We start from the raw sequence: 23,454 nt of genomic DNA on the forward strand, positions 1-23,454 counted from the left end.
TGTCTTTTCTTTCATTGGCGGATTGAATAATTTAATTTTTATTAAAAAAATATTAAATAGGTTTTTGGTGTGCGTTGTTTAGAAATGGCGATATAAATGCGAGCCAATGCGCATTTTTTTATGAAGAGAATGACTTGATTCCTCCCTCCCTATATTCCCTTTCATACCGATGCTATAATCTTGCTATCAGCCAGGGAGCAAGATATGAATCACAATGGTTTGCGTCGGTTAATGTCAGGAATTAAAGGGTGTCGGGCGGCTATATTGATCGCTGCGGCGTTGTTATTAGCCGCTTGTGATGACAGCAATAATAAGGGTGTGGTCACACCGCCTGCGGCTCAAGCCAGTACCTCGGCGGCAAAAACACCGGCGAGTAAACCCACAGATACAGTGGTACTGGCGGAGTTGGCAAAACGCCATGCTGGCCAGCCGCTCACCTTGCTGGATGCCTCTGAGCTGCAACTTGATGGGGCCAGTGCCATGGTACTGACCTTCTCGCAGCCACTGGATCCCAAGCAGGACTTCGCCGCGCAGGTGCATTTGGTTGATACTGTCAGTGGCAACATCGACGGTGCCTGGGAGCTATCCGATAATCTAATGGAGCTGCGTTTACGCCACCTCAAACCGGAGCGTAAATTGCTGTTAACTGTCGACAGCACGCTGAAAGGCGTCGGTGGCGCGCAACTGGGTGCACAGCAACAGCAGCAAATCACCACCCGTGATATTAAACCGAGTGTCGGTTTTGCCAGCAAAGGCTCTTTGCTGCCGGGCAAACTGGCGCAGGGATTGCCGGTGATGGCGCTCAATGTTGATAACGTCGATGTTAACTTCTTCCGCATTAAGCAAAGCAGCCTGGCTAACTTCCTCGCTAACTGGCAAAACCGCAGTGCGCTCTCTAACTGGGAATCGGACGAACTACTGAAAATGGCTGATTTAGTCTATACCGGCCGTTTTGATCTCAACCCTGCGGTTAATACCCGTGAAAAGCTGTTGCTGCCCTTAGCCGATATCAAGCCGTTACAAGAATCCGGCGTCTATCTGGCCGTTATGCAGCAAGCCGGTCACTATAGCTATACCAATGCTGCCACCTTATTTACCCTGAGTGATATCGGTGTTTCGCTGCATAGCTACCATAACCAGATGGATGTGTTCACCCAGGCATTGGCCGGTGGAGCGGCGTTGAAAGGCGTGTCACTGCAACTGTTAGATGATAAAGGCCAGGTGTTGGCTCAGGCCGAAACCGACGGCAAGGGCCATGCGCAGTTGGAAAAAAACGCTAACGCCAAATTGCTACTCGCCGCGCAAAATGGGCAGACCAGTCTGATCGACCTTAATGCACCCGCTTTAGATCTGGCCGAGTTTGATATTGCCGGTCCAGAGGGTTTCCAGAAGCAGTTCTTTGTCTTTGGCCCCCGTGATCTGTATCGGCCAGGTGAAACCGTAATTGTTAATGGGTTACTGCGCGATGCTGATGGTAAACCCCTAACAACCCAACCAGTTAAAGTCGATATCCTCAAACCGGATAATCAAGTGGTGCGCAGCTTTACCTGGCAACCACAGGATGGCTTGTATCAATACCAATATGCATTACCTGAAGGTGGCCCAACTGGCGAGTGGTCATTGCGCCTGAATTTGGGTGATAACCAACCACGGTTGTACAAATTCAAGGTAGAGGATTTTCTGCCAGAACGTATGGCGCTTGATATTGCCACCAATAAAGAACCGATCGCCACTGACAGTGAAGCTAGCTTTGCCGTCACTGGCCGTTACTTATACGGTGCCCCGGCCTCGGGCAACCGTCTGCAAGGCCAATTATTCCTGCGCCCACTGCGTGAAGCTGTTGCCACACTGCCCGGTTTTGAATTTGGTTCGATTATCGAAGAGAACCTCTCCCGCACTTTAGATGAGTTTGATACCACCTTAGATAACGAGGGGCAGACAGATATTGCGGTGGATAACAGTTGGCAGCATGCCCAATCGCCACTGAAATTGATTTTACAGGCCAGTTTGTTGGAGTCGGGTGGTCGGCCAGTCACTCGCCGTGCGGAGCAAGCGGTGTGGCCTGCTGATGCGTTGGTGGGGATTCGCCCGCTGTTCAATAAACAGCAGGTTTATGATTACCGCAGTGACAGCTATAAATCGCAGGCGATGGTGGATCAAGATACGCAGGCTGATTTTGAAATTATCTATGCGAATGCCAGCGGCGAAAAACTGGCCGCCAATGGCATTAAAGTGAAGTTGGTACGTGAGCGGCGTGATTACTACTGGCAGTGGTCAGAAAGTGACGGCTGGCAGTCGTTGTTTGATAAAAAAGATCTGACTCTGGCAGAGCAAAGTGTGAATATCACCGCCAACGGGAGCGCTAAAGTCAGTTTCCCGGTGGAGTGGGGCGCATACCGCATTGAGGTGAGTAACCCAGATAATGAATTGATCAGCAGTTCTCGCTTCTGGGCCGGTTACAGTTGGCAGGATAATACCGCTGGCAGTGGAGCGGTGCGTCCTGATCAGGTCAAATTAACATTGGATAAACCCGCTTACCGTCCGGGCGAAAAAGTGAAGCTACATATTGAAGCACCGGCTGCTGGTAATGGCTATCTGCTGGTGGAATCCAGCGACGGCCCGCTGTGGTGGCAGGAAGTGACTATTCCTGCGGGTGGTGCAGAGGTCGACGTGCCGATTAACAAAGAGTGGAATCGGCATGACCTGTATCTCAGTGCCACAGTGATTCGCCCCGGTGATAAATCACAACAGGCGACGCCAAAACGAGCGATTGGTTTATTGCATCTGCCGTTGGTGGATGAAACCCGCAAGTTGGCATTGCAATTGGATGCTCCTGAGCGTATCCGGCCCAATCAAACTTTAACGGTAAAAGTGAAGGCCAGCCGCAGTGGTGCGCCGTTACCGGAAAAAGTGCAAGTTTTACTGTCAGCCGTTGACAGCGGGATCTTGAATATTACGGATTACGCCACACCAGATCCTTACGATGCCTTTTTTGGCCGTAAGCGCTACAGCGCCGATCGCTATGATGTCTATGGGCAATTGATAGAAGGGCAAGGGCGCTTAGCCAGCTTACGTTTTGGTGGTGATGGTGATGAGGAAGATGCGCTGTCCCGTGGTGGCAAGAAACCCATTACCGAAGTGACCATAGTGGCGCAGCAAGCCCAACCGGTGACATTAAACGCACAGGGTGAAGGCACCGTTGAGCTGGCGATTCCAGACTTTAACGGTGAGCTACGTTTAATGGCCCAGGCCTGGAGTGATGAAGAGTTCGGCAAAGCAGAGTCGAAAGTGGTGGTGGCTGCACCATTGATTGCGCAACTGGCAGCGCCACGTTTTCTGGCCGGTGGCGACAGTACCCAACTGGCTCTGGACTTAAGTAATTTATCCGGTCAGGCGCAAACCTTAGCGCTGAAATTGGCCGCCAGTGATTTACTGGCGCTAAATGGTGCGCAAACTCAGTCCGTTACGCTGGCGAACGGTGAGCGTAAAACGGTACTGATCCCGGTTCGGGCGCTGAACGGGTTTGGGCAGGGTGATCTTGGTCTGACGATCAGTGGCATGGTACTGCCAAACGAAGAACTGCCAGATTACCAGCATCATTGGAAGATCGGCGTGCGGCCAGCCTATCCGGCCCAAACGCGCCATTTCGCTAATGTGCTGCGCAGTGGTGAAAGCTGGAGTTTGCCTGCGCAGGCTACGGCGGGATTGAGTGCTGAAACATTGCAAGGCCAACTGCTAATAACCAGCCGTCCACCTCTTAATTTGGCTCGTTATATCAGTGAGTTATACGCCTATCCTTATGGCTGTCTGGAGCAAACAGTCAGTGGATTGTATCCCTCACTGTACAGTAACCATGCACAGTTGACCGCGCTGGGCATCAAGGCCGATAGCGATGAAAAACGGCGGCAGACAATTGATGTCGGGATTGAACACCTACTGAGTATGCAGCGCTACAACGGTGGTTTTGGTTTGTGGAGCAACGACAGCCCGGAAGAGTTCTGGCTCACCGCCTATGCCACCGACTTCCTGTATCGTGCCAGCCAACAAGGTTACAGCGTACCAACGGCGGCACTGACGGCGGCGAATACCCGCTTACAGCGTTATTTACAGGATCCTAATCAGGTTGAAATTCGTTACAGCGAGCAAACCAAGCATACCCGCTTTGCGGTGCAAGCCTATGCAGGGTTGGTATTGGCGCAGCAGCAGCAGGCTTCGCTCGGCGCATTACGGCAGTTATATAGCCGCAACAGTGAAGCGCGTTCTGGCTTACCCTTGGTGCAGTTGGGGGTAGCATTGAAATTGATGGGCGACATGCCGCGTGCCAAAGAAGCCATCACTCAGGGGCTAAATACCACACGCAGTGATAAGGACTACTGGCTGGAGGATTACGGTAGCCCGATACGCGATGATGCCCTTATTCTGGCACTGTTAACCGACAACAATCTACTGCCACAAGCACGTGATAGTCGTCTGCTGGCCCTGTCTGATGCCTTGACCAGCCGCAACTACCTGTCAACGCAGGAGAGCAATGCTATATTCCTTGCGGGGCGCACCTTGATGAACGGCGCTGAAACGCCGTGGCAGGTTGCTATCGCGCCACAAGCTGAGCCAATTGCAGATAGTGTGACTCTGACCCAAAGTACCGCGTTAAACCAAAACTGGTCGGCATCACAACTGGCTGCGGGGATGCAACTGCAAAATCGGGGGGATACACCATTGTATAGCCGCGTTGCAGTGGTGGGATATCCGCAGCAAACCCCGGCACCATTCAGTAATAATTTACATATCACCCGGAGTTACATTGGGCTAGATGGCAATCCGTTGCAATTATCACAACTGAAAAGTGGTGAGTTAGTCTTGGTGCATCTGGATGTTTGGGCCGATAAACGGGTGCCGGATGCGCTGGTGGTCGATTTGCTGCCTGCTGGTCTGGAACTGGAAAACCAGAATCTGGGCGATAGCAGCGCCAGTTTGGGAGAGAGCGCCAGCAGCGTGACTGAGCTACTACAGGATATGCAGCAATCCGATATCAAGCATCAGGAGTTCCGTGATGATCGTTATGTCGCTGCCGTCAGTGTCGATGGCTACCGTCACACCACGCTGCTCTATCTGGCGCGGGCGGTCACGCCAGGCATCTACCAGGTACCTGCGCCACAAGTAGAATCGATGTATGTACCCGATTGGCGTGCGCTGGGGAGTACTCCGGCGCAGCTTGAAATCGTTAAGTGAATATTTACTTCCCCTGAGCGGCAAAATAGCTGTCAGGGGGAGTAATACGGTTAATGCGCAAAAAAATCTATTCCCGCTATCGGCGTATGGGCTGGGCGTTAGCGCTTATTCTGGAGTTGTTTCCGGCCACTCTTTGGCTGGCGGATAGGCTTTGGCCATTGCCTCTGGCTGAGGTTCAGGTAGCGCGGGTAGTGGTAGGCGAAGATGGCACACCGTTATGGCGTTTTGCTGATGCTGACGGCGTATGGCGTTATCCGGTGACGTTGAATCAAGTTTCGCCGTATTATTTGCAAGCACTGCTCACTTTTGAAGACCGCTGGTTTTACTCCCATCCTGGGGTGAACCCATTGGCGCTGGCTCGTGCCGCCTGGCAGGATCTGCGCGCCGGTAAGATACTTTCAGGTGGCAGCACGTTATCGATGCAGGTTGCCCGCTTGATCGACCCTCATCCGCGCACGTTAGCTGGCAAATTACGTCAAGTCTGGCGTACTTTTCAGTTGGAATGGCATTTTTCTAAAGAAAGAATCCTCGAGATCTACCTTAATCGCGCTCCATTTGGTGGCACCCTGCAAGGGATTGGTGCTGCCAGTTGGACCTATTTAGGTAAGCCGCCCTCTCAATTAACAGCGGCAGAAGCCGCGCTGCTGGCAGCATTACCGCAAGCTCCCAGCCGGCTACGCCCCGATCGCTATCCCCTACGGGCAAAGGCTGCCCGAGACAAAGTGTTAACCCGGCTGGCGGACTATCAGGTTTGGACCGCAAAGAATGTGGCTGATATCAAACAAGAGGACGTCTGGCTGGCACCACGTCAGATGCCACAATTGGCTCCTTTACTGGCTCGCCGTTTAACCAGTGGTAATCAGCGCGAAGTGATCCACACCACGCTGGATACCGGATTACAGCGCCAATTGGAGGATATGGCTACCGGCTGGCGTCACCAACTACCAGAGAAAACCTCACTAGGCTTGCTGGTGGTTGACCATACCACTATGAAGGTGCGCGCTTATCTTGGGTCGGTGGATTTTCAGGATAATAGCCGCTTTGGTCATGTGGATATGGTCAGTGCATGGCGCTCTCCGGGATCGACACTCAAACCGTTCCTGTATGCCATGGCACTAGATGACGGCCTGATCCATGCTGAATCTCTGCTTCAGGACGTGCCGCGCCGCTTTGGTGATTACCGGCCCGGCAATTTTGATACCGGATTCCATGGGCCGGTCAGTGCCAGTGAAGCTCTGGTGCGTTCGCTGAATTTACCGGCGGTTCAATTATTGGAAGCCTATGGCCCAAAACGTTTTACCGCCAATTTGCGCAATGGTGGTCTGAACTTACGTTTCCCCTCTCACAGTGAACCCAGTCTGGCGGTAATTTTAGGCGGAACCGGTTCACGGTTGGATCAATTGGTTGCCGCGTATAGCGCTTTTGCCCGTGGCGGAGTGGCGGCAACACTACGCTTTGAACCGCAGCAACAAATACAAGAACGGCGGCTATTCTCGCCGGGAGCGGCATGGATTACCCGGCGCATTATGGCCGGTGAAGCCAGACCATTACCGGATGACATTTTGCCAGCCAGCGTACCACTGGCATGGAAAACCGGTACCAGCTACGGCTATCGTGATGCTTGGGCTATTGGCATCAATGCGCGTTATACAATAGGCGTGTGGGTGGGGCGTCCAGATGGCACTCCGGTTGCCGGGCAGTTTGGTTATGCTACTGCGATACCGATACTTAATCAGGTCAATAACCTGTTGATGGCAGGGTTACAGCAAAGCATTCGCAGGTTACCGTCAGATCCAAGGCCATCGTCAGTCAGTCGGGAAGAGATTTGTTGGCCGGGTGGGCAACCGTTGGCGGTTGGCGATAGCAACTGTCGACAACGGCGTCAAAGTTGGGTGCTCGATGGTACTGTACCGCCCACACTGGCTGCACCCGGTCAGGAAAATATGCAGGGTAGCCAACTCAGTGTGTGGTTAAATCAGCAAGGCGAACGGGTTGCTGCGGATTGCTTAGGGGCCAAGCCAGCGCTAGTGGCCCTGTGGCCGTTGCCACTGGAGCCTTGGTTGCCACTGGCTGAGCGCCGCAATCAACGGTTACCCGCAGCAAGCCAGCAATGCCCACCACAAAGGGAGGCCAGTGCCGCCCCATTGCTGATTTTAGGTATACGTGACGGTGCCGTTGTTAAGCGCTTACCTGGCCATAATAGCCTTGATCTGCGCCTGGTAGCGCAAGGCGGGAGAGGTCAACATTGGTGGTTCCTCAATGGGGAGCAGGTGGCGGTGACCGAGAATAATCAGTCATGGGTACAAAGCTTATCTGTGCCGGGCGGTTATCAGCTTAATGTATTGGATGAAAGTGGTCAGGTGGGTAATATAATGTTCCGTATGGAATAGTAATACTGATAAAACTAATTAATAACAATGGTTAATTGGTTTTGGTATTTATCATTAAAATAACACCCCTGTGATAAATAAAATGATATCAATGCTTTTATTAGCCAGATAAAGTAATTACATCATGGTTTTTAGCACTGCTACTTATTGCTGGGGATTATTAGATGAACCATAATTACTTAATGATATTTTTCACGCTAATATTAACTGAAAACGTTTCTGCTCAAGAGGAAAAAGTGTGTTTCTTTGCTAATAATAACTATACGGGGAAATCAGTTTGTGCGGGGCAGGGGCAAGAAGTAAGTGATCTTAAGGATGAATGGAGTGACAAAATATCATCTATTTTTGTTCCCTCAGGTATGATTGTCACGGTTTACGAAAATAATGATTTCTCAGGTAAAGCATTGACATTTAGAGATGATGTTGATTTATTTTCCTCTCGCAGTTGGGCTGATTTAAATAATGAGATTAGTTCCTTTAGAGTTCGAAGCGCTGCCTGTTTTTATGAGCAAGATAATTTTTTAGGTGAATCAATTTGCCTCTCTGGTAACGAATATATTGATCTGTTCAATAATACTGATCGCCGTAGAAAACAATCACATGTTTTAAACCCACTTAATGATCAAATTAGTTCGATAAAACTACCGCAAAATACCCAAGTGACCGTTTATAAAAATGATAATTACAGTGGCGATTATTTTACTTTGACTGATGATTACTCAGCTTTTGATTTGCAAAAAATAGGCATGGATTATAGTATTAGCAGCATTCAGGTTTCTCAGCAAGAATATTTTATTTGCGACCAATACTGTGTTGTAAAGAATAGGATGATTATTCCGATACAATACGCCTTTGGTCGATATTGGGGTGATGAACGAATAGGTCAAAAACAAACCTTGGTAAGTTTTGATTTGAATGATAAAGGTAATTACTCTATAGAAATAATTGGCGGTGGTATATTTAAGATAATAGGTCGTGAGGCTTTTTTTATTCATGAAAGCAGAAGTCATAGTTCTATATTCAAATTGAGCAATGAAAGCGATACATTATCGATGTTATCGACATTTAACGGTGGCTATTTCGAGGTTCAACTTATAGAGTCTATTGGCGACCAGGTGGTTTATTACTATCCACTGATCACCTATTTGTTTGATGTAGATAACACTAATGTTAGATTTTTTATTAATAATGCAAATAAAATTGATCCATTAATTATAAATAAAATAGTGCTGACGGCTGAAAAAAATCAAAGTAGGGAAGGGCGAAGTCTGGTTGGAACAACCGCTTGTTGGTTAATTCCCCTGCTTAATATTTATAATTATGTTATCCAAGGGCGGTGTAATCAGGTAGACCGGTTTGTCACTAATGCTTATGATTTTTTCAATGGCGCTAACAATAAGATATTGCAAGTATCCGGTTCTTCGAAGCCCCTCCCTAAATTAATGACGAATGAAGCGTTGTCTGCTGACGTGTTTTTGACTGAGTTGTCCACTGAGCCGGTCGGTATATTGACTCAAATTAATTCTGATATGAACGGTAAATCATTGACAGTACCGGCCAGTGCACGGGCCTGTAAAGTTTCAATGAAAGATGAAGTGCTCCCTCATTTACGCTTTCGCCGCCAGCTTATTCCCCCCTGCATTGATTGGACATTGAATATTTTGACTGATTTTACACTGCTCTTTGGTGACAGTCTTGATAGTTGGAACGCTGAAAATTTTGGTCGGGTTATTGCACGGATTATCCGCTCAGGTGATACCGGTTATGCGGCATTAGATACAGCGACTGATGCGCGGTTTATTGAAAGTGTCCGAACCTATATCGCGGAGAATATTGATAATATCGCCTTGTTAAAGACAGCATTTGATTTTTCACAACTTAGCTATTCTGTTTATTTACATCACAATAGTCTGGATTTTAATGTCGAAACACCACAAGTAGCACAGCTACTACCTCAAGGGCGCTATGAGTTGGCACTGCAAAATTTCGAGTTTGTCGAAACCATCCCCAGAATACGGCAACACAATCAATGGCTAGAACAGCCTGAAATGCACTTTGATATTGAAATCATTAGCGGCGCAACCGAAGACACGTTGGCTGCCAGGCAACATGTCCTCCCGGATATCGAAGAATGGCGACGGCGCTACCGTGAGGCCGCGCAGACTTTAAAAAGCGCAACGAATATTGAAAACATAGGCAATCCCAATCTGTATGAGGGGATGGATGTGGTTATTTCTGCCTCGAATTTGGTGAGTGACGTGGTGCAGAGTTGGCTAATAACACCCCGTGACGATTATATCTATGTGATCGTTCGTCTATCAGGAGAGGTTATTAGCATCACGCTGGCCGTTGATATTAATGAGTTTGATGCTGGTGTTGCCGGCTCGCTGACTCATCCAGCTTATGTACTACATCCAACGGCTGAAGGTGTTATCAGAGGCGCAGGTACAGCGGCTATCAGAGCATTAGCCGGCTATTTGGCCAAAAAAGGGAAACGCGCACTGGTATCGGATGTGATCAGCCAACCCTCTGCCATTGTGAAAAAAAAGGTGGGCTTTCAATTTATCAATGAACTTTGATATTAATAACGTTTTGCCTGCAAAGCACTGCGAGTATGGCAAATGGGTTTTTATGCAAAGTGTGAGTTGTACGCAAAAATGAGTAATTAAGATAAATATTTTTTAATGAAATGTTGTGATTCCCGTATGCAAGCGTTAATCGCGCACTTATAATCGGCGGCCACTGTACAGGGGGCGGCATAATTTTGTAGTAAAGGAACCGTTCGCCAGCCAAGTTTATATCCTTATTTAGGGTAGTTAGCGGGGCGGGTTCCACGTCCGGTCAATATTAGAAATTCAATAGAGGTTATCATGGCTTTAGAACGTACTTTCTCCATTATCAAACCCAATGCTGTTGCCAATAACGACATTGGTGCTATTTATGCGCGTTTTGAAAGTGCTGGTTTCGAAATCATTGCTGCAAAAATGCTGCGCCTGACCAAAGAACAAGCAGAGGGTTTTTACGCAGAACATAAAGGCCGCCCGTTCTTCGATGGTTTGGTTGAATTTATGACCTCTGGCCCAATTATGGTGCAAGTTCTGGAAGGCGAAAATGCCGTTCAGCGCAACCGCGATATCATGGGGGCTACTAACCCAGATAACGCACTGGCGGGTACTTTGCGTGCTGACTTTGCCGACAGTTTTACCGCTAACGCAGTACACGGTTCTGATGCGGTTGAATCAGCTCAGCGTGAAATTGCCTATTTCTTCGCTGCGGATGAGATTTTTACCCGTCGCTAATGAGTTGATTCTGTGTAGAAATGGCCGGGATTTAATCAACTGAAACAATAAAGTTGCTCCGACACCTTTCCAATCATGGAATCCATGCTCTAAAATTCGTACAATGCCGCGCCCCGGTGGAGACATCTTTCCCGGGGCGTTCTATTATTTATTTATCGCCGTTTCGAAAGCCTATCCGGTTTAACACGCAGCGCCGTAAAGTGTAACAACGAGGCCACGACAACTCATGTCTGAACAATTATTAACTTCATCAGCACCAATTGATGCTGTCCCTACGACAGACAACGCGCCCGCTATTGCCGCGCCTGTCACTGGCAAAATTAATTTGCTCGATTTAAATCGCCAGCAAATGCGCCAATTCTTTGCTGAAATGGGCGAGAAGCCTTTCCGTGCAGATCAGGTCATGAAGTGGATATATCACTATTGCTTTGATGATTTCGAGCAAATGACTGACATCAATAAAGTGCTACGCGCCAAATTGCAGCGAGTAGCAGAAATCCGTGCACCAGAAGTAACCGAAGAGCAGCGATCAACGGATGGCACCATTAAATGGGCCATCAAAGTGGGCGATCAGCAAGTTGAAACTGTCTATATCCCGGAAGGTGACCGCGCAACGCTGTGTGTCTCATCTCAGGTAGGCTGCGCACTGGAGTGTAAATTCTGCTCCACGGCACAACAGGGTTTTAACCGTAACCTACGGGTATCGGAAATCATCGGTCAGGTATGGCGTGCGGCCAAAATTATCGGCGCAGTAAAAGCCACGGGTATCCGCCCAATCACCAATGTGGTGATGATGGGGATGGGTGAACCTTTACTCAACCTGAATAACGTGGTGCCGGCCATGGATATCATGATGGACGACTTTGGTTTCGGCTTATCTAAACGCCGTGTGACCTTATCGACTTCCGGGGTAGTTCCAGCGTTGGACAAATTGGGTGATATGATTGATGTGGCATTGGCTATCTCATTGCATGCCCCAACGGATGATATCCGCGATGAAATCGTGCCCATCAACCGTAAATACAATATCGAAGCCTTTTTGGCTGCGGTACGGCGTTATTTGGATAAATCCAAAGCCAATGGCGGGCGGGTTACTGTTGAATACGTTATGCTGGATCACATCAATGACAGTGTAGAACAAGCTCATCAACTGGCGGAATGCCTGAAAGACACCCCCTGTAAGATTAACTTGATCCCATGGAACCCGTTCCCTGGCGCACCTTATGGCCGTAGTTCAAACAGCCGGGTGGATCGTTTCTCCAAGGTATTGATGGAGTATGGTTTTACCACTATTGTTCGTAAAACGCGTGGTGACGATATAGATGCTGCATGTGGCCAGTTAGCGGGTGAGGTGATTGACCGCACCAAGCGCACCTTGAAAAAGAAAATGGCCGGTGAACCTATCTCTATTAAGACAGTCTGATTGATAGTATTGATTTCTTCTATATAACTAATTGTTATTTAACTTATAATTTGTTAGATGCTCAATACTAAAAAAGTTATACCCTAAATAATTCAAGTCGTGAGCGTTGCTGTAGCTAATGTGCTTGAAGTATGGCGGGTATCTTCACACATAAGGACAATTGAGAAAGCATGAAGCTGACAAGACTGTGGAGAGTTTGCCTGATAGCGACCGTATTGGCTGGCTGCTCCGGCTCATCGCCGGAAAAGGTTAGCCAACCCACCGCCGGGCAAACGCGTTTACAACTGGGTTTAGAGTATTTGGCGCAGGGTGATCTGAATGCCGCGCGGCAGAATCTTGAGAAGGCTGTAGAGGCTGATCCACAGGATTATCGCGCTCAATTGGGTATGGCGCTTTACGAGCAACGTATCGGTGAAAACAGTGCCGCAGAGCAGCGTTATCAACAAGCGATGAAACTGGCGCCGGGAAATGGCACGGTACTGAATAATTACGGTGCGTTTCTGTGTGGTTTAGGGCAGTATGTACCGGCCCAACAACAGTTTAGCGCAGCAGCGTTGTTGCCTGACTACGGTCAGGTTGCAGATAGTCTGGAAAATGCGGGATATTGCTTTTTACGGGCCAATCAAAATGATCAGGCTCGGATACTGTTGAGTCGGGCATTGAAGTATGATCCGGATAAAGGTGAGCCGCTGCTTGCAGAAGCTCAAAGGCATTTTGGAGAAGGGAATCGCGCTCAGGCGCAACTATTACTGGATGTTTACCAACATACGCTTCCGGCCAGTGCTGAAAGTTTATGGTTACAAATTCGTTTCGCCGCGCTAGCAGGCCGTCAAGATAGTGTTCAACGCTATGGCAAGCAGCTTGCGCGAAGTTTTCCACAATCCAAACAGTACCAGCATTTTCTAGCTAATGAATACTGAAGCCTCCCAAGATCAAACAGTTACAGAGACGACAGGTGTGCGCCTGCGTCAAGCCCGTGAAGCTCTAGGGCTAACTCAGCAGACGGTTGCAGAACGTCTGTGTCTGAAGGTATCCACAATCCGTGATCTTGAGGAGGATAAAGCGCAAGCTAATCTCGCCTCAACATTCCACCGTGGTTACATTCGTTCTTACGCCAAATTGGTTCACCTCCCTGAAGATGAACTGTTACCCATGTTGGAAAAACAAGCGCCAATCAGGGCAACAAAAGTGGCCCCAATGCAAAGTTTTTCATTGGGGAAGAAGCATAAAAAACGTGATGGCTGGTTGATGAGTTTCACCTGGCTTATTGTGTTGGTTGTGCTGGGGTTGACAGGAGCATGGTGGTGGCAAAATCATCAGGCGCAGCAAGCAGAGATAATCACTATGGCTGATCAATCCTCTGCCCAGTTGTCGCAAAATGGCGGGCAATCTGTGCCGCTGTCTGATGAGAATAGTGATCCTAACGCGCCGACAGATACCCAGGCTCCGGTGGCAACTAGCCAGCCTGCCTCTACACCAACGGCAAGTGGTGCTGCACCTGTAACAAACAGCGCAGCGCCTGTAGATACGGCAAATAACCGTGTCGAAACAGCAACCAATCAGGGGGCGGCTCCGGCGGAGTCTGTGGTCGTTTCCCCGAGTCAGGCACATGTGCCTGATGCTTCTACTGTGCAATCACCACTACCCACAGCAGACGCTGGGGTAAATGGTGCCGCAGCGTCTGCGGGTTCACTGGTAATGAATTTTAAATCTGATTGCTGGTTACAGGTTGTTGATGCTAGTGGGAAGACATTGTTTAGCGGCATCCAAAAAGGAGGCGCGACCCTCAACCTATCGGGTAAGTCACCCTATAAGCTGACTATTGGTGCACCTGGTGCGCTGACAATCACGTATCAGGGTAATCCGGTAGATTTGAGTAAGTTTATTAAGGCTAATCGCGTAGCCCGCCTGACCGTCGGTGTAGAGTAATATTGTGGTTTTGACAAACTATGTAGTGGTTCAGCTAAACAGCCACTGTAGTTTTGAAAAACTGCTTTGTTGTATAAACTACACGACTGTAAAGGAGAGTGTGTAATGCATAACGAATCCCCAATTATCCGGCGTAAATCTACCCGGGTTTACGTCGGTAAAGTGCCAATTGGTGATGGTGCGCCGATTGCAGTGCAATCGATGACCAATACTAAAACCACGGATGTTGCTGCGACTGTTGCCCAAATCGTAGCATTACAGCGTGTTGGTGTGGATATCGTGCGAGTCTCAGTGCCCACTATGGAAGCGGCTGAGGCGTTTAAATTAATCAAGCAGCATAAAGATGTCATTGTGCCGCTGGTTGCCGATATTCATTTTGACTACCGTATCGCCCTGAAAGTGGCTGAATACGGTGTTGATTGCTTGCGCATTAACCCCGGTAACATTGGTAACGAGGCCCGTATTCGGGACGTAGTTGCTAGCGCTCGCCACTACAACATTCCCATCCGTATCGGTATCAATGGTGGATCGCTGGAGAAAGATATTCAGGAGAAATACGGTGAACCTACGCCGGAAGCCCTGCTTGAATCCGCGATGCGTCATGTCGACATTCTTGACCGCCTCAATTTTGATCAGTTTAAAGTCAGTGTGAAAGCCTCCGATGTGTTTCTGGCAGTAAACTCCTATCGTTTGTTAGCCAAAAAAATCGATCAACCTTTGCATTTGGGTATCACCGAAGCGGGTGGTGCGCGCAGTGGTTCAGTTAAATCTGCCATTGGTTTAGGTCTGTTGTTGTCTGAAGGTATTGGCGATACGTTGCGTATTTCGTTGGCGGCTGATCCGGTTGAAGAAGTTAAAGTTGGTTTCGATATCCTTAAATCTTTGCGCATTCGTGCCCGTGGGATTAACTTTATCGCTTGCCCAACTTGCTCGCGCCAGGAGTTTGATGTTATCGGTACTGTGAATGCTTTAGAGCAACGGTTAGAAGATCTGATTACACCTATGGATGTCTCTATCATCGGTTGTGTGGTCAATGGGCCAGGTGAAGCATTAGTGTCGACTATCGGTGTGACCGGTGCCCATAACAAAAGCGGTTTCTACGAAGACGGTGTTCGCCAAAAAGAACGCTTTGATAACAAAGATATGATTGACCAGTTGGAAGCCAAAATTCGAGCGAAAGCATCCATGCTTGATGCAAGTAATCGGATTACAATCAATCAGTTGGATGATAAGTAAGCATCACTGGTCATGGGTTGTCGGTCAGCACAAAAGCGGGTTTTAGCCCGCTTTACATTGCGCCTGTAGGGGTAACAAGTTGTCATCATTGAATATATGGGTGGCAAGCCTCTATAATCGGCTTTATTTTTTGCACCATGCCCAAAGTAATTAGAGTGGCTGCGAACGGCGTTGCTGCTTCAAGTAAACAGGGTATAAAACTACAGAGAACAGACGTGGCAAAGAACATTCAAGCCATCCGTGGTATGAACGACTACCTGCCAGCCGATACGGCAATATGGCAGCGTATTGAAAGCATCTTGAAGCAAGTGCTTGCAGGTTACGGTTATAGCGAAATTCGCATGCCGATTGTAGAGCAGACCCCGTTATTCAAGCGCGCGATCGGTGAAGTCACCGACGTGGTTGAAAAAGAGATGTATACCTTTGATGATCGCAATGGCGAAAGTCTGACACTGCGCCCTGAGGGTACCGCAGGGTGTGTGCGTGCGGGTATTGAACATGGTCTGCTGTACAATCAGGAACAGCGTCTGTGGTACATCGGTCCGATGTTCCGTTATGAGCGCCCGCAGAAGGGCCGCTATCGTCAATTCCATCAGTTGGGCGCAGAAGTTTTTGGTCTGCAAGGGCCGGATATTGATGCCGAATTGATTTTGCTGACGGCTCGCTGGTGGCGTGCTTTAGGTATCTCAGAGCATGTGCAACTTGAACTGAACTCCATTGGATCATTGGATGCACGCGCTGATTATCGTGAAGCGTTGGTGACTTTCCTGGAACAGCATGTTGAGGTGCTGGACGAAGATTGTAAGCGTCGGATGTACAGTAATCCGCTGCGCGTATTGGATTCCAAAAATCCCGATGTTCAATTGCTACTTAATGATGCGCCTAAGCTATCTGAGTATCTGGATGAAGAGTCAAAACAACATTTTGCAGGTCTGTGTGAACTTTTAGACCAGGCCAGCATCCCATATACCGTCAATGAGCGTTTAGTCCGTGGTTTAGATTATTATAACCGTACGGTATTTGAGTGGGTCACCAATAGCCTGGGCGCACAGGGCACCGTGTGTGCCGGTGGGCGTTACGATGGCTTGGTAGAACAACTCGGTGGGCGTGCAACGCCTGCGGTTGGTTTTGCCATGGGCCTTGAGCGTCTGGTTCTGTTGGTGCAGGCCGTCAATGCTGACTTCCAGGTACCAGCGACAGTGGATGTTTATGTCATTTCGTCTGGTCAGGATACGCAAAGTGCCGCAATGCTACTTGCTGAAAACCTGCGTGATGCTATGCCAACGCTGAAATTAATGACCAATTACGGCGGTGGTAATGTTAAAAAACAATTTACCCGCGCTGATAAGTGGGGCGCCCGTGTTGCATTAATGCTTGGCGAAAGCGAAGTAGCAGCACAGCAAGTGGTCGTAAAAGATTTGCGAAATGGTGAACAAGAAACGCTGGCGCAAGCGGATGTTGCTGCGCGTCTGGCTTTGATGTTGGGTTAAGGAGAGAGACACCGTGGAAGTCTATACCACTGAAAATGACCAGGTTGATGCAGTGCGCCGTTTCTTTAGTGAGAATGGTAAAGCGCTGGCCGTGGGTGTGGTGCTCGGGATTGGTGCATTAGTGGGTTGGCGTTACTGGCAGAGTCATCAGAACACTGTCTTGACGGAAGCCTCCTCTGCCTATCAGCAAGCCAGTAATGCTTTGTCTGCGAATAGCGCCGACGGTGTTGCCTTTGCTGAAAAATTTGTTCAGGGCAATAACAATAACTACGGCGTACTGGCCGGGTTAGAGCTGGCTCATCACTTTGTTGAGCAAAACGTGTTTGATAAAGCGGCACAACAACTTACTCAGGCGCTGGGTCAGACCAAAGATGAAAATCTGTTGTCACTGATTAATTTGCGCCTTGCACGTCTGCAATTGCAATTGAAGAAACCAGACGACGCATTGAAAACACTGGATGCAGTGCAGGGTGATGGTTGGACTGCGATGGCCCAAGATGTTCGTGGCGATGCGTTATTAAGCAAAGGTGACACCGCAGGTGCGCGGGCTGCTTACAGCAAAGGCGTCGAATCAAATGCTTCTCAGGCGCTGCAAGCTTTGCTGCGTATGAAATTGAATAATTTGTCCAGCTAAGGGGTATTCCCATGCAATTGCGTAAAACACTCTTAGTAGGACTGGTATCTGTTGCCCTATTGAGCGGTTGTTCACTGTTTAACAGTGAAGAAGATGTGGTTACCATGTCACCACTGCCAAAAGTTGAGAATCAATTCACACCAACTAAAGTGTGGAGCACCTCAGTCGGTGGCGGTGTCGGTGATTATTACTCCCATTTACGCCCAGCCTGGCAGGGGACAACTGTCTTTGCCGCTGACCGTAAAGGGTTGGTGAAGGCCATGGACGCTGACAGCGGTAAGCAAATCTGGCAAACCGACTTGTCTGAGAAGACCAACTTCCTTTCCAGCAACCGTTCTGCAATGCTATCTGGTGGCGTCACCGCATCAGGTGCGCATGTGTATGTCGGCAGCGAGAAAGCGGTAGTTTATGCGCTTAATTCCGATGATGGTCAGGTTGCATGGCAGACAGTGGTGGCGGGGGAAGCATTATCTCGTCCGATTGTCAGCGATGGGGTGGTACTGATCCATACATCAAATGGCATGCTGCAAGCACTGAATGAATCAGATGGTGCGATTAAGTGGACATTAAACCTCGATACACCAGCGCTGTCTCTGCGCGGTGAATCTGCGCCAGCAGTCGCATTCGGTGCAGCGATTGTCGGGGGTGACAATGGTCGCGTCAGTGCAGTAATGATGGAACAGGGCCAGTTGATCTGGCAACAGCGTATTTCCCAAGTGACGGGTACCACTGAAATTGACCGCCTGAACGACGTTGATACCACGCCTGTGGTCGTCGATGGTGTGGTTTATGCATTGGCATACAATGGTAATTTGACTGCATTAGATCTGCGTTCCGGCCAGATCCTGTGGAAGCGTGAAATGGGGTCAGTGAATGACATTATTGTCGACGCGGGCCGCATTTATCTGGTCGATCAAAATGACCGTATTGTTGCGCTGAAAACAGATGGCGGTATAACCCTTTGGAGTCAAAGCGATTTATTACATCGTAACTTGACTGCCCCAGTGATGTATAATGGGTATCTGGTTGTAGGTGATGCCGAAGGTTATTTGCATTGGGTGAATACCGATGATGGTCGTTTTGTGGCCCAACAGAGCGTAGACAGCTCCGGCTTCCTGAGTGCGCCAGTGGTTGCCAGCGATAAGTTGCTGGTTCAGGCGAGAGGCGGCACGGTATACGCGTTTACCCGTTAATCCTGATTTAGTGCCTGTTTAACAGGCCAATAATAGGTCAATACCCAACGTTATTGGTGTTGCAGCAAGGCAGCAAACAAATGAACCCTGATGAACTGAGACCATCAGTTATTCGGGTTAGTGAGTGCCGCTAATACCGCAGCAATGTTCAAGAACGAAGGGTTTTAAGCGGCTCCTGAGATTCAGGGGCCGTTTGTCTTCTAAAAACTGCGCTGTTGCGGGTTTGGTACAGCGCTGTAATGATTTGAAAATTAAGTAATGAGGCTTCAACAATGATACCTGTCATCGCGCTGGTCGGGCGCCCGAATGTGGGTAAATCCACTCTATTTAACCGCTTAACGCACACTCGTGATGCGTTAGTTGCGGACTTTCCCGGGCTAACGCGTGACCGTAAATATGGTCGTGCCGAGGTCGAGGGTCATGAGTTTATTGTTATCGATACCGGAGGTATTGATGGCACAGAAGATGGCGTAGAAACCAAGATGGCAGGTCAATCGTTATTGGCGATTGAAGAGGCCGATATTGTCCTGTTTATGGTTGATGCCAGAGCGGGGTTAATGCCTGCGGATCAGGGTATTGCCCAGCATCTGCGCAGCCGTGAAAAAGCGACTTTCCTGGTTGCCAACAAAACTGATGGTATTGATCCAGATACTGCTACAGCAGATTTCTATTCATTGGGCTTAGGCGAAGTTCATGCCATCGCGGCGTCCCATGGCCGTGGTGTGACTCAGTTGATTGAAGATGTTATGGCACCCTATATGGATGCTGTAGAGCCTGAAGTTGAATTGACCGATGAAGAAGCGAATGCTGCTTATTGGGCTGCACAGGAAGCTGAGGACGACGCTGTTCCTGAAGATGACGCAGAAGATGATTTTGACCCACGGACTCTGCCAATCAAACTGGCTATTGTCGGGCGTCCTAACGTAGGTAAGTCCACACTAACAAACCGCATTCTCGGTGAAGATCGTGTGGTGGTTTATGATATGCCGGGCACCACGCGTGACAGCATTTATATTCCTATGACTCGCGATGAGCGTGAATATATCCTGATTGATACTGCGGGTGTGCGTAAACGCGGCAAAATCACTGAAACGGTTGAAAAATTCTCAGTAATTAAAACCTTGCAGGCAATCGAAGATTCCAACGTTGTCTTGCTGGTTATTGATGCTCGTGATGGTATTTCGGATCAGGACCTGTCGCTGTTGGGCTTTATTCTCAATAGTGGGCGCTCACTTGTTATTGCGGTCAACAAATGGGATGGCATGACAGAAGAAGCGCGTGCGCAGGTTAAAGATATGCTGGATCTGCGTCTTGGCTTTGTCGATTTTGCGCGGATTCACTTTATCTCAGCCTTACATGGCAGTGGCGTGGGTAATCTGTTTGAATCTATTCAAGAAGCCTATGACTGCTCAACCAAACGTGTGGGCACATCCTTACTGACCCGCATTATGCAAATGGCAGAAGAAGACCATCAGCCTCCTTTGGTACGTGGCCGTCGTGTCAAATTGAAGTATGCCCATGCTGGGGGTTATAACCCGCCGATTGTCGTTATCCACGGCAACCAGGTTACTGACCTGTCGGATTCGTATAAACGCTACCTAATGAATTACTTCCGTCGTTCACTAAAAGTAATGGGTACGCCAATTCGCATCCAGTTTAAAGAGGGTGAGAACCCATTTGCGGGTAAGCGCAATCCATTAACACCAAATCAGATGCGTAAACGTAAGCGTTTGATGTCGCACCTGAAAAAAGGTAAGTAGTAACAGCAAAGCGCGGGCATTCCGCGCTTTTTGCACATTTAATGACCGCCGTCAGTAAAGTGCAGCCTTGGCCGCTTAACGGTAAACAAAGGGAGTTGAAAGCCAGTCATGTCTTGGGAAACCTGGAGTTTTGCATTTAGTGTTACGATGCCTAACTTGCTGATGATGTTACTCGGTGTGCTGTTACGGCGCGTTGGCTTGATGGATGATCGCTTCTGTGATGGTGCGACCAAGCTGGTCTTCAATCTCGCCCTCCCTTGTCTGCTGTTTTTCAGTGTCGCGACCAATCATGTCAGCTTATTGGATAACCTACCCTTGGTTGTCTACGGCGCTATTGGTACGTTAGTGACCTTCTTGCTGTTGGAAGTCGCCGCCAAGTGGCTGGTAAAAGACCCAAAAGAGCGTGGTGTATTCGTGCAGGGAGGGTTCAGAGCCAATACCGCTATCGTCGGGTTGGCTTTTGCCATGACGGCATATGGTGCTGAAGGGGTGGCACTCGGCTCGATGTATCTAACGGTGACAGTGATTTTATTTAATATGCTGTCGGTGATCACCCTGACTCGCAGCCTGCAAGCTGGGCAGAGCGGCAAAATCAGTAAATTATCATTGCTACGCAGCATTGTGACCAACCCGCTGATAATTGGGCTACTGTGCGGTTTACTCTATGCACAAACTCAATTACCCCTTCCTCAGGTGATTGTGCAAACGGGGAGTTATATCTCTGCTTTGGCATTGCCATTGGCTCTGTTGTGCACCGGTGCGAGTCTTGACTGGCACGCGATGTTCCGTTCATCCAATGTGGCCGCGTTATCTTCAACAGCTAAATTATTCGTGGTGCCAATATTGATGACTGCTGGCGGCTTGTTAATGGGCTTTCGTGGGGCGACATTAGGGATTATATTCCTGTTCTCTGCCACCCCAACGGCGGCTGGCAGTTATGTTATGACCCGCGCCATGGGGGGCAATGCCACCCTGGCGGCGAATATCATTGCTATCACCACGGTCGGTTCATTTTTTACCACCGCGCTGGGGATTTACTTCCTACGATCACTTGGGGTGATGTAGTTTTTTAAGGAGAAATAGATGGATGCATTATGCCCGGTTTGCCAAAAACTGATGACCGAAGTAAGTGGCCACTTTCATTGCTCTAACTGCCATGGCAACTATCAGCCACAGGCGGAGTGCCCTGATTGCGCTAAACCGTTGCAGGTACTGAAGGCATGTGGCGCAATTGACTATTTCTGCCAGCACGGTCACGGCCTCATTTCGAAAAGCCGCGTTCACTTTAGTTACTTGCCGACGATTTGACTGGCCGCAATTGAGCCGGGTAGCATTACTCTTTTGCCGCTTTCCGTTGGCGAGCCTTTTTCGCCACATTGATTTGGGTGATTTCACTTTCTACCCAACCGTCCTGCAATCGGGTCGTCAGCTTATCGCCTGCCTGTATCTGCTTCGTGGTTTTCAGCACTACCCCTGCCGAGGTCTGCGTGACACTGTAGCCACGGGCCAGCGTTGCTAATGGGCTGACAGCCTCTAACTGCGAGCAGGCGATACCAAAACGTTGCCGATAACCATTAAGCTGGCGCTCTAATGCCTGGCGCAAGCGGTATTCCTGCTGCTGCACTTGCTGGCTGTAACGGTGAATCTGCCCTTGCGGTTGCACTTGCGCGAGGCGCTGCTGGAGCCGTTCGGTGCGCCGGCTTAACCCGCGAATTTGGTTTTGCGCGCTCTCTTCCAGGCGGCGTTGCAGCTTTAATAACAGGGTCTGCTGACGTGCCAGCCGCAAATGTGGATGTTGTTGCTGTAAACGGTGCTCAAGGCGGGTGAATTGCTGGCCGCGCTGCGCCAGATAATAATCCATCGCCATTTCCATCCGCTGCTGCTGCCCTTGAATTTGCCTGACCAGCTCAATCTGGTTACGGCTTACTAATTCTGCGGCAGCGGAAGGTGTTGGTGCCCGTAAGTCAGCGACAAAATCAGCGATAGTGATGTCGGTTTCATGGCCGACCGCACTGACTATCGGGATGTGGCTATTGAAAATAGCGCGGGCAACCCGTTCGTCGTTAAAACTCCACAGGTCTTCCAGCGACCCGCCGCCACGCCCGACGATTAATATATCGCACTCGGCACGTAGGTTAGCTAACTGAATGGCACGGACTATCTGCAATGGAGCATCAACACCTTGCACTGCTGTTGGGTAAATAATTACTGGCAATGATGGGTCACGGCGTTGCAAAACCTGTAGAACATCATGCAGCGCCGCACCACTGGCAGAGGTGATGACACCAACTTGCCTGGCAGGACTTGGCAGCGGTTGTTTATGATGTTGATCAAACAGCCCTTCCGCCGCCAGTTGTTGCTTGAGTTGGTCAAACTGTTGTTGCAGCAATCCGTCACCGGCAGGCTGCATGCTTTCCGCAATTAACTGATAATCGCCACGCGGCTCGTACAGGGTAATCGATGCCCTAACCAACACTTGTTGACCATTTTGTGGGCGAAACGTAGTACGGCGGTTAGTGTTGCGAAACATCGCACAACGCACCTGCGCTTGGGCGTCTTTTAGGGTGAAATACCAGTGACCGGATGATGGTTGGGAGAAATTGGATATCTCGGCCGTGAGCCAAATCTGGCCCATTTCCATTTCCAGCAGTTGTCGTACCGTCTGATTAAGGCGGCTAACAGTAAAAATTGTTGATGCGGAAGATTGTGACATGTGACCTGGATCAAATTTTAAAACAAGCACTTAATTGATCGATATTACCTACCTCAGACCGGTTGGCAAGAAAAATTATGAGAAAGTGCTGGAGGCAACCGATTACGCTCTGTATAATGCCACGGCAATATTTTATCTTTTCACATCCACCTTGGTGA

General features: G+C 49.1%; 15 protein-coding genes. 14 read left to right on the forward strand and 1 reads right to left on the reverse strand.

The annotated features are described in order from the left end of the window. Positions 1 to 204: 204 nt before the first annotated feature. The 14 genes from EL015_RS05745 to EL015_RS05815 all read left to right on the forward strand — a co-directional run bounded on the left by EL015_RS05745 (position 205) and on the right by EL015_RS05815 (position 21,891). On the forward strand, positions 205 to 5,229 hold the full coding sequence (locus EL015_RS05745) for an alpha-2-macroglobulin family protein (protein WP_005191932.1): 5,025 nt from the start codon (positions 205 to 207) through the stop codon (positions 5,227 to 5,229). Positions 5,230 to 5,282: 53 nt separating this feature from the next. Then, on the forward strand, positions 5,283 to 7,619 hold the full coding sequence (gene pbpC / locus EL015_RS05750) for a peptidoglycan glycosyltransferase PbpC (protein WP_005191929.1): 2,337 nt from the start codon (positions 5,283 to 5,285) through the stop codon (positions 7,617 to 7,619). Between the two features lie 164 nt (positions 7,620 to 7,783). After that, a complete protein-coding gene (locus EL015_RS05755) occupies positions 7,784 to 10,198 on the forward strand; it encodes a peptidase inhibitor family I36 protein (RefSeq protein WP_005191926.1) in 2,415 nt (804 codons plus the stop codon). Positions 10,199 to 10,489: 291 nt separating this feature from the next. Further along, complete coding sequence (ndk, locus tag EL015_RS05760; protein WP_005191925.1) at positions 10,490 to 10,918, forward strand: nucleoside-diphosphate kinase; 429 nt, start codon at positions 10,490 to 10,492, stop codon at positions 10,916 to 10,918. A gap of 226 nt (positions 10,919 to 11,144) precedes the next feature. Continuing rightward, positions 11,145 to 12,341, forward strand: coding sequence for a dual-specificity RNA methyltransferase RlmN (rlmN, locus tag EL015_RS05770; RefSeq protein ID WP_005191921.1), 1,197 nt, complete (start codon positions 11,145 to 11,147; stop codon positions 12,339 to 12,341). Between the two features lie 170 nt (positions 12,342 to 12,511). Continuing rightward, positions 12,512 to 13,261, forward strand: coding sequence for a type IV pilus biogenesis/stability protein PilW (gene pilW, locus EL015_RS05775; RefSeq protein WP_032907821.1), 750 nt, complete (start codon positions 12,512 to 12,514; stop codon positions 13,259 to 13,261). Then, on the forward strand, positions 13,251 to 14,270 hold the full coding sequence (rodZ, locus tag EL015_RS05780) for a cytoskeleton protein RodZ (RefSeq protein WP_032907819.1): 1,020 nt from the start codon (positions 13,251 to 13,253) through the stop codon (positions 14,268 to 14,270). Before pilW ends, rodZ begins: the two co-directional genes overlap by 11 nt. 105 nt (positions 14,271 to 14,375) lie before the next feature. Continuing rightward, complete coding sequence (gene ispG / locus EL015_RS05785) at positions 14,376 to 15,506, forward strand: flavodoxin-dependent (E)-4-hydroxy-3-methylbut-2-enyl-diphosphate synthase (protein WP_005191913.1); 1,131 nt, start codon at positions 14,376 to 14,378, stop codon at positions 15,504 to 15,506. Between the two features lie 215 nt (positions 15,507 to 15,721). Further along, positions 15,722 to 16,996, forward strand: coding sequence for a histidine--tRNA ligase (hisS, locus tag EL015_RS05790; RefSeq protein ID WP_032907818.1), 1,275 nt, complete (start codon positions 15,722 to 15,724; stop codon positions 16,994 to 16,996). 13 nt (positions 16,997 to 17,009) lie between these two features. Next, complete coding sequence (locus EL015_RS05795) at positions 17,010 to 17,630, forward strand: YfgM family protein (RefSeq protein WP_005191907.1); 621 nt, start codon at positions 17,010 to 17,012, stop codon at positions 17,628 to 17,630. An 11-nt stretch (positions 17,631 to 17,641) separates the two neighbouring features. After that, positions 17,642 to 18,823, forward strand: a complete 1,182-nt coding sequence (gene bamB / locus EL015_RS05800) for an outer membrane protein assembly factor BamB (protein WP_005191903.1) — start codon at positions 17,642 to 17,644, stop codon at positions 18,821 to 18,823. 272 nt (positions 18,824 to 19,095) lie between these two features. After that, a complete protein-coding gene (gene der, locus EL015_RS05805; protein WP_005191901.1) occupies positions 19,096 to 20,583 on the forward strand; it encodes a ribosome biogenesis GTPase Der in 1,488 nt (495 codons plus the stop codon). A gap of 108 nt (positions 20,584 to 20,691) precedes the next feature. After that, positions 20,692 to 21,648 (forward strand): AEC family transporter, encoded by a 957-nt coding sequence (locus EL015_RS05810; protein ID WP_032907816.1) that lies wholly within the window; start codon positions 20,692 to 20,694, stop codon positions 21,646 to 21,648. 18 nt (positions 21,649 to 21,666) lie between these two features. Then, a complete protein-coding gene (locus tag EL015_RS05815; RefSeq protein ID WP_005191897.1) occupies positions 21,667 to 21,891 on the forward strand; it encodes a zinc ribbon domain-containing protein in 225 nt (74 codons plus the stop codon). 25 nt (positions 21,892 to 21,916) lie between these two features. Here EL015_RS05815 and xseA read toward each other — a convergent pair whose 3' ends face one another. After that, positions 21,917 to 23,296, reverse strand: coding sequence for an exodeoxyribonuclease VII large subunit (gene xseA / locus EL015_RS05820; protein ID WP_005191895.1), 1,380 nt, complete (start codon positions 23,294 to 23,296; stop codon positions 21,917 to 21,919). Positions 23,297 to 23,454: the final 158 nt, after the last annotated feature.

Origin of the sequence: Yersinia intermedia, assembly GCF_900635455.1 — a bacterium.
GTDB classification, from domain to species: domain Bacteria; phylum Pseudomonadota; class Gammaproteobacteria; order Enterobacterales; family Enterobacteriaceae; genus Yersinia; species Yersinia intermedia.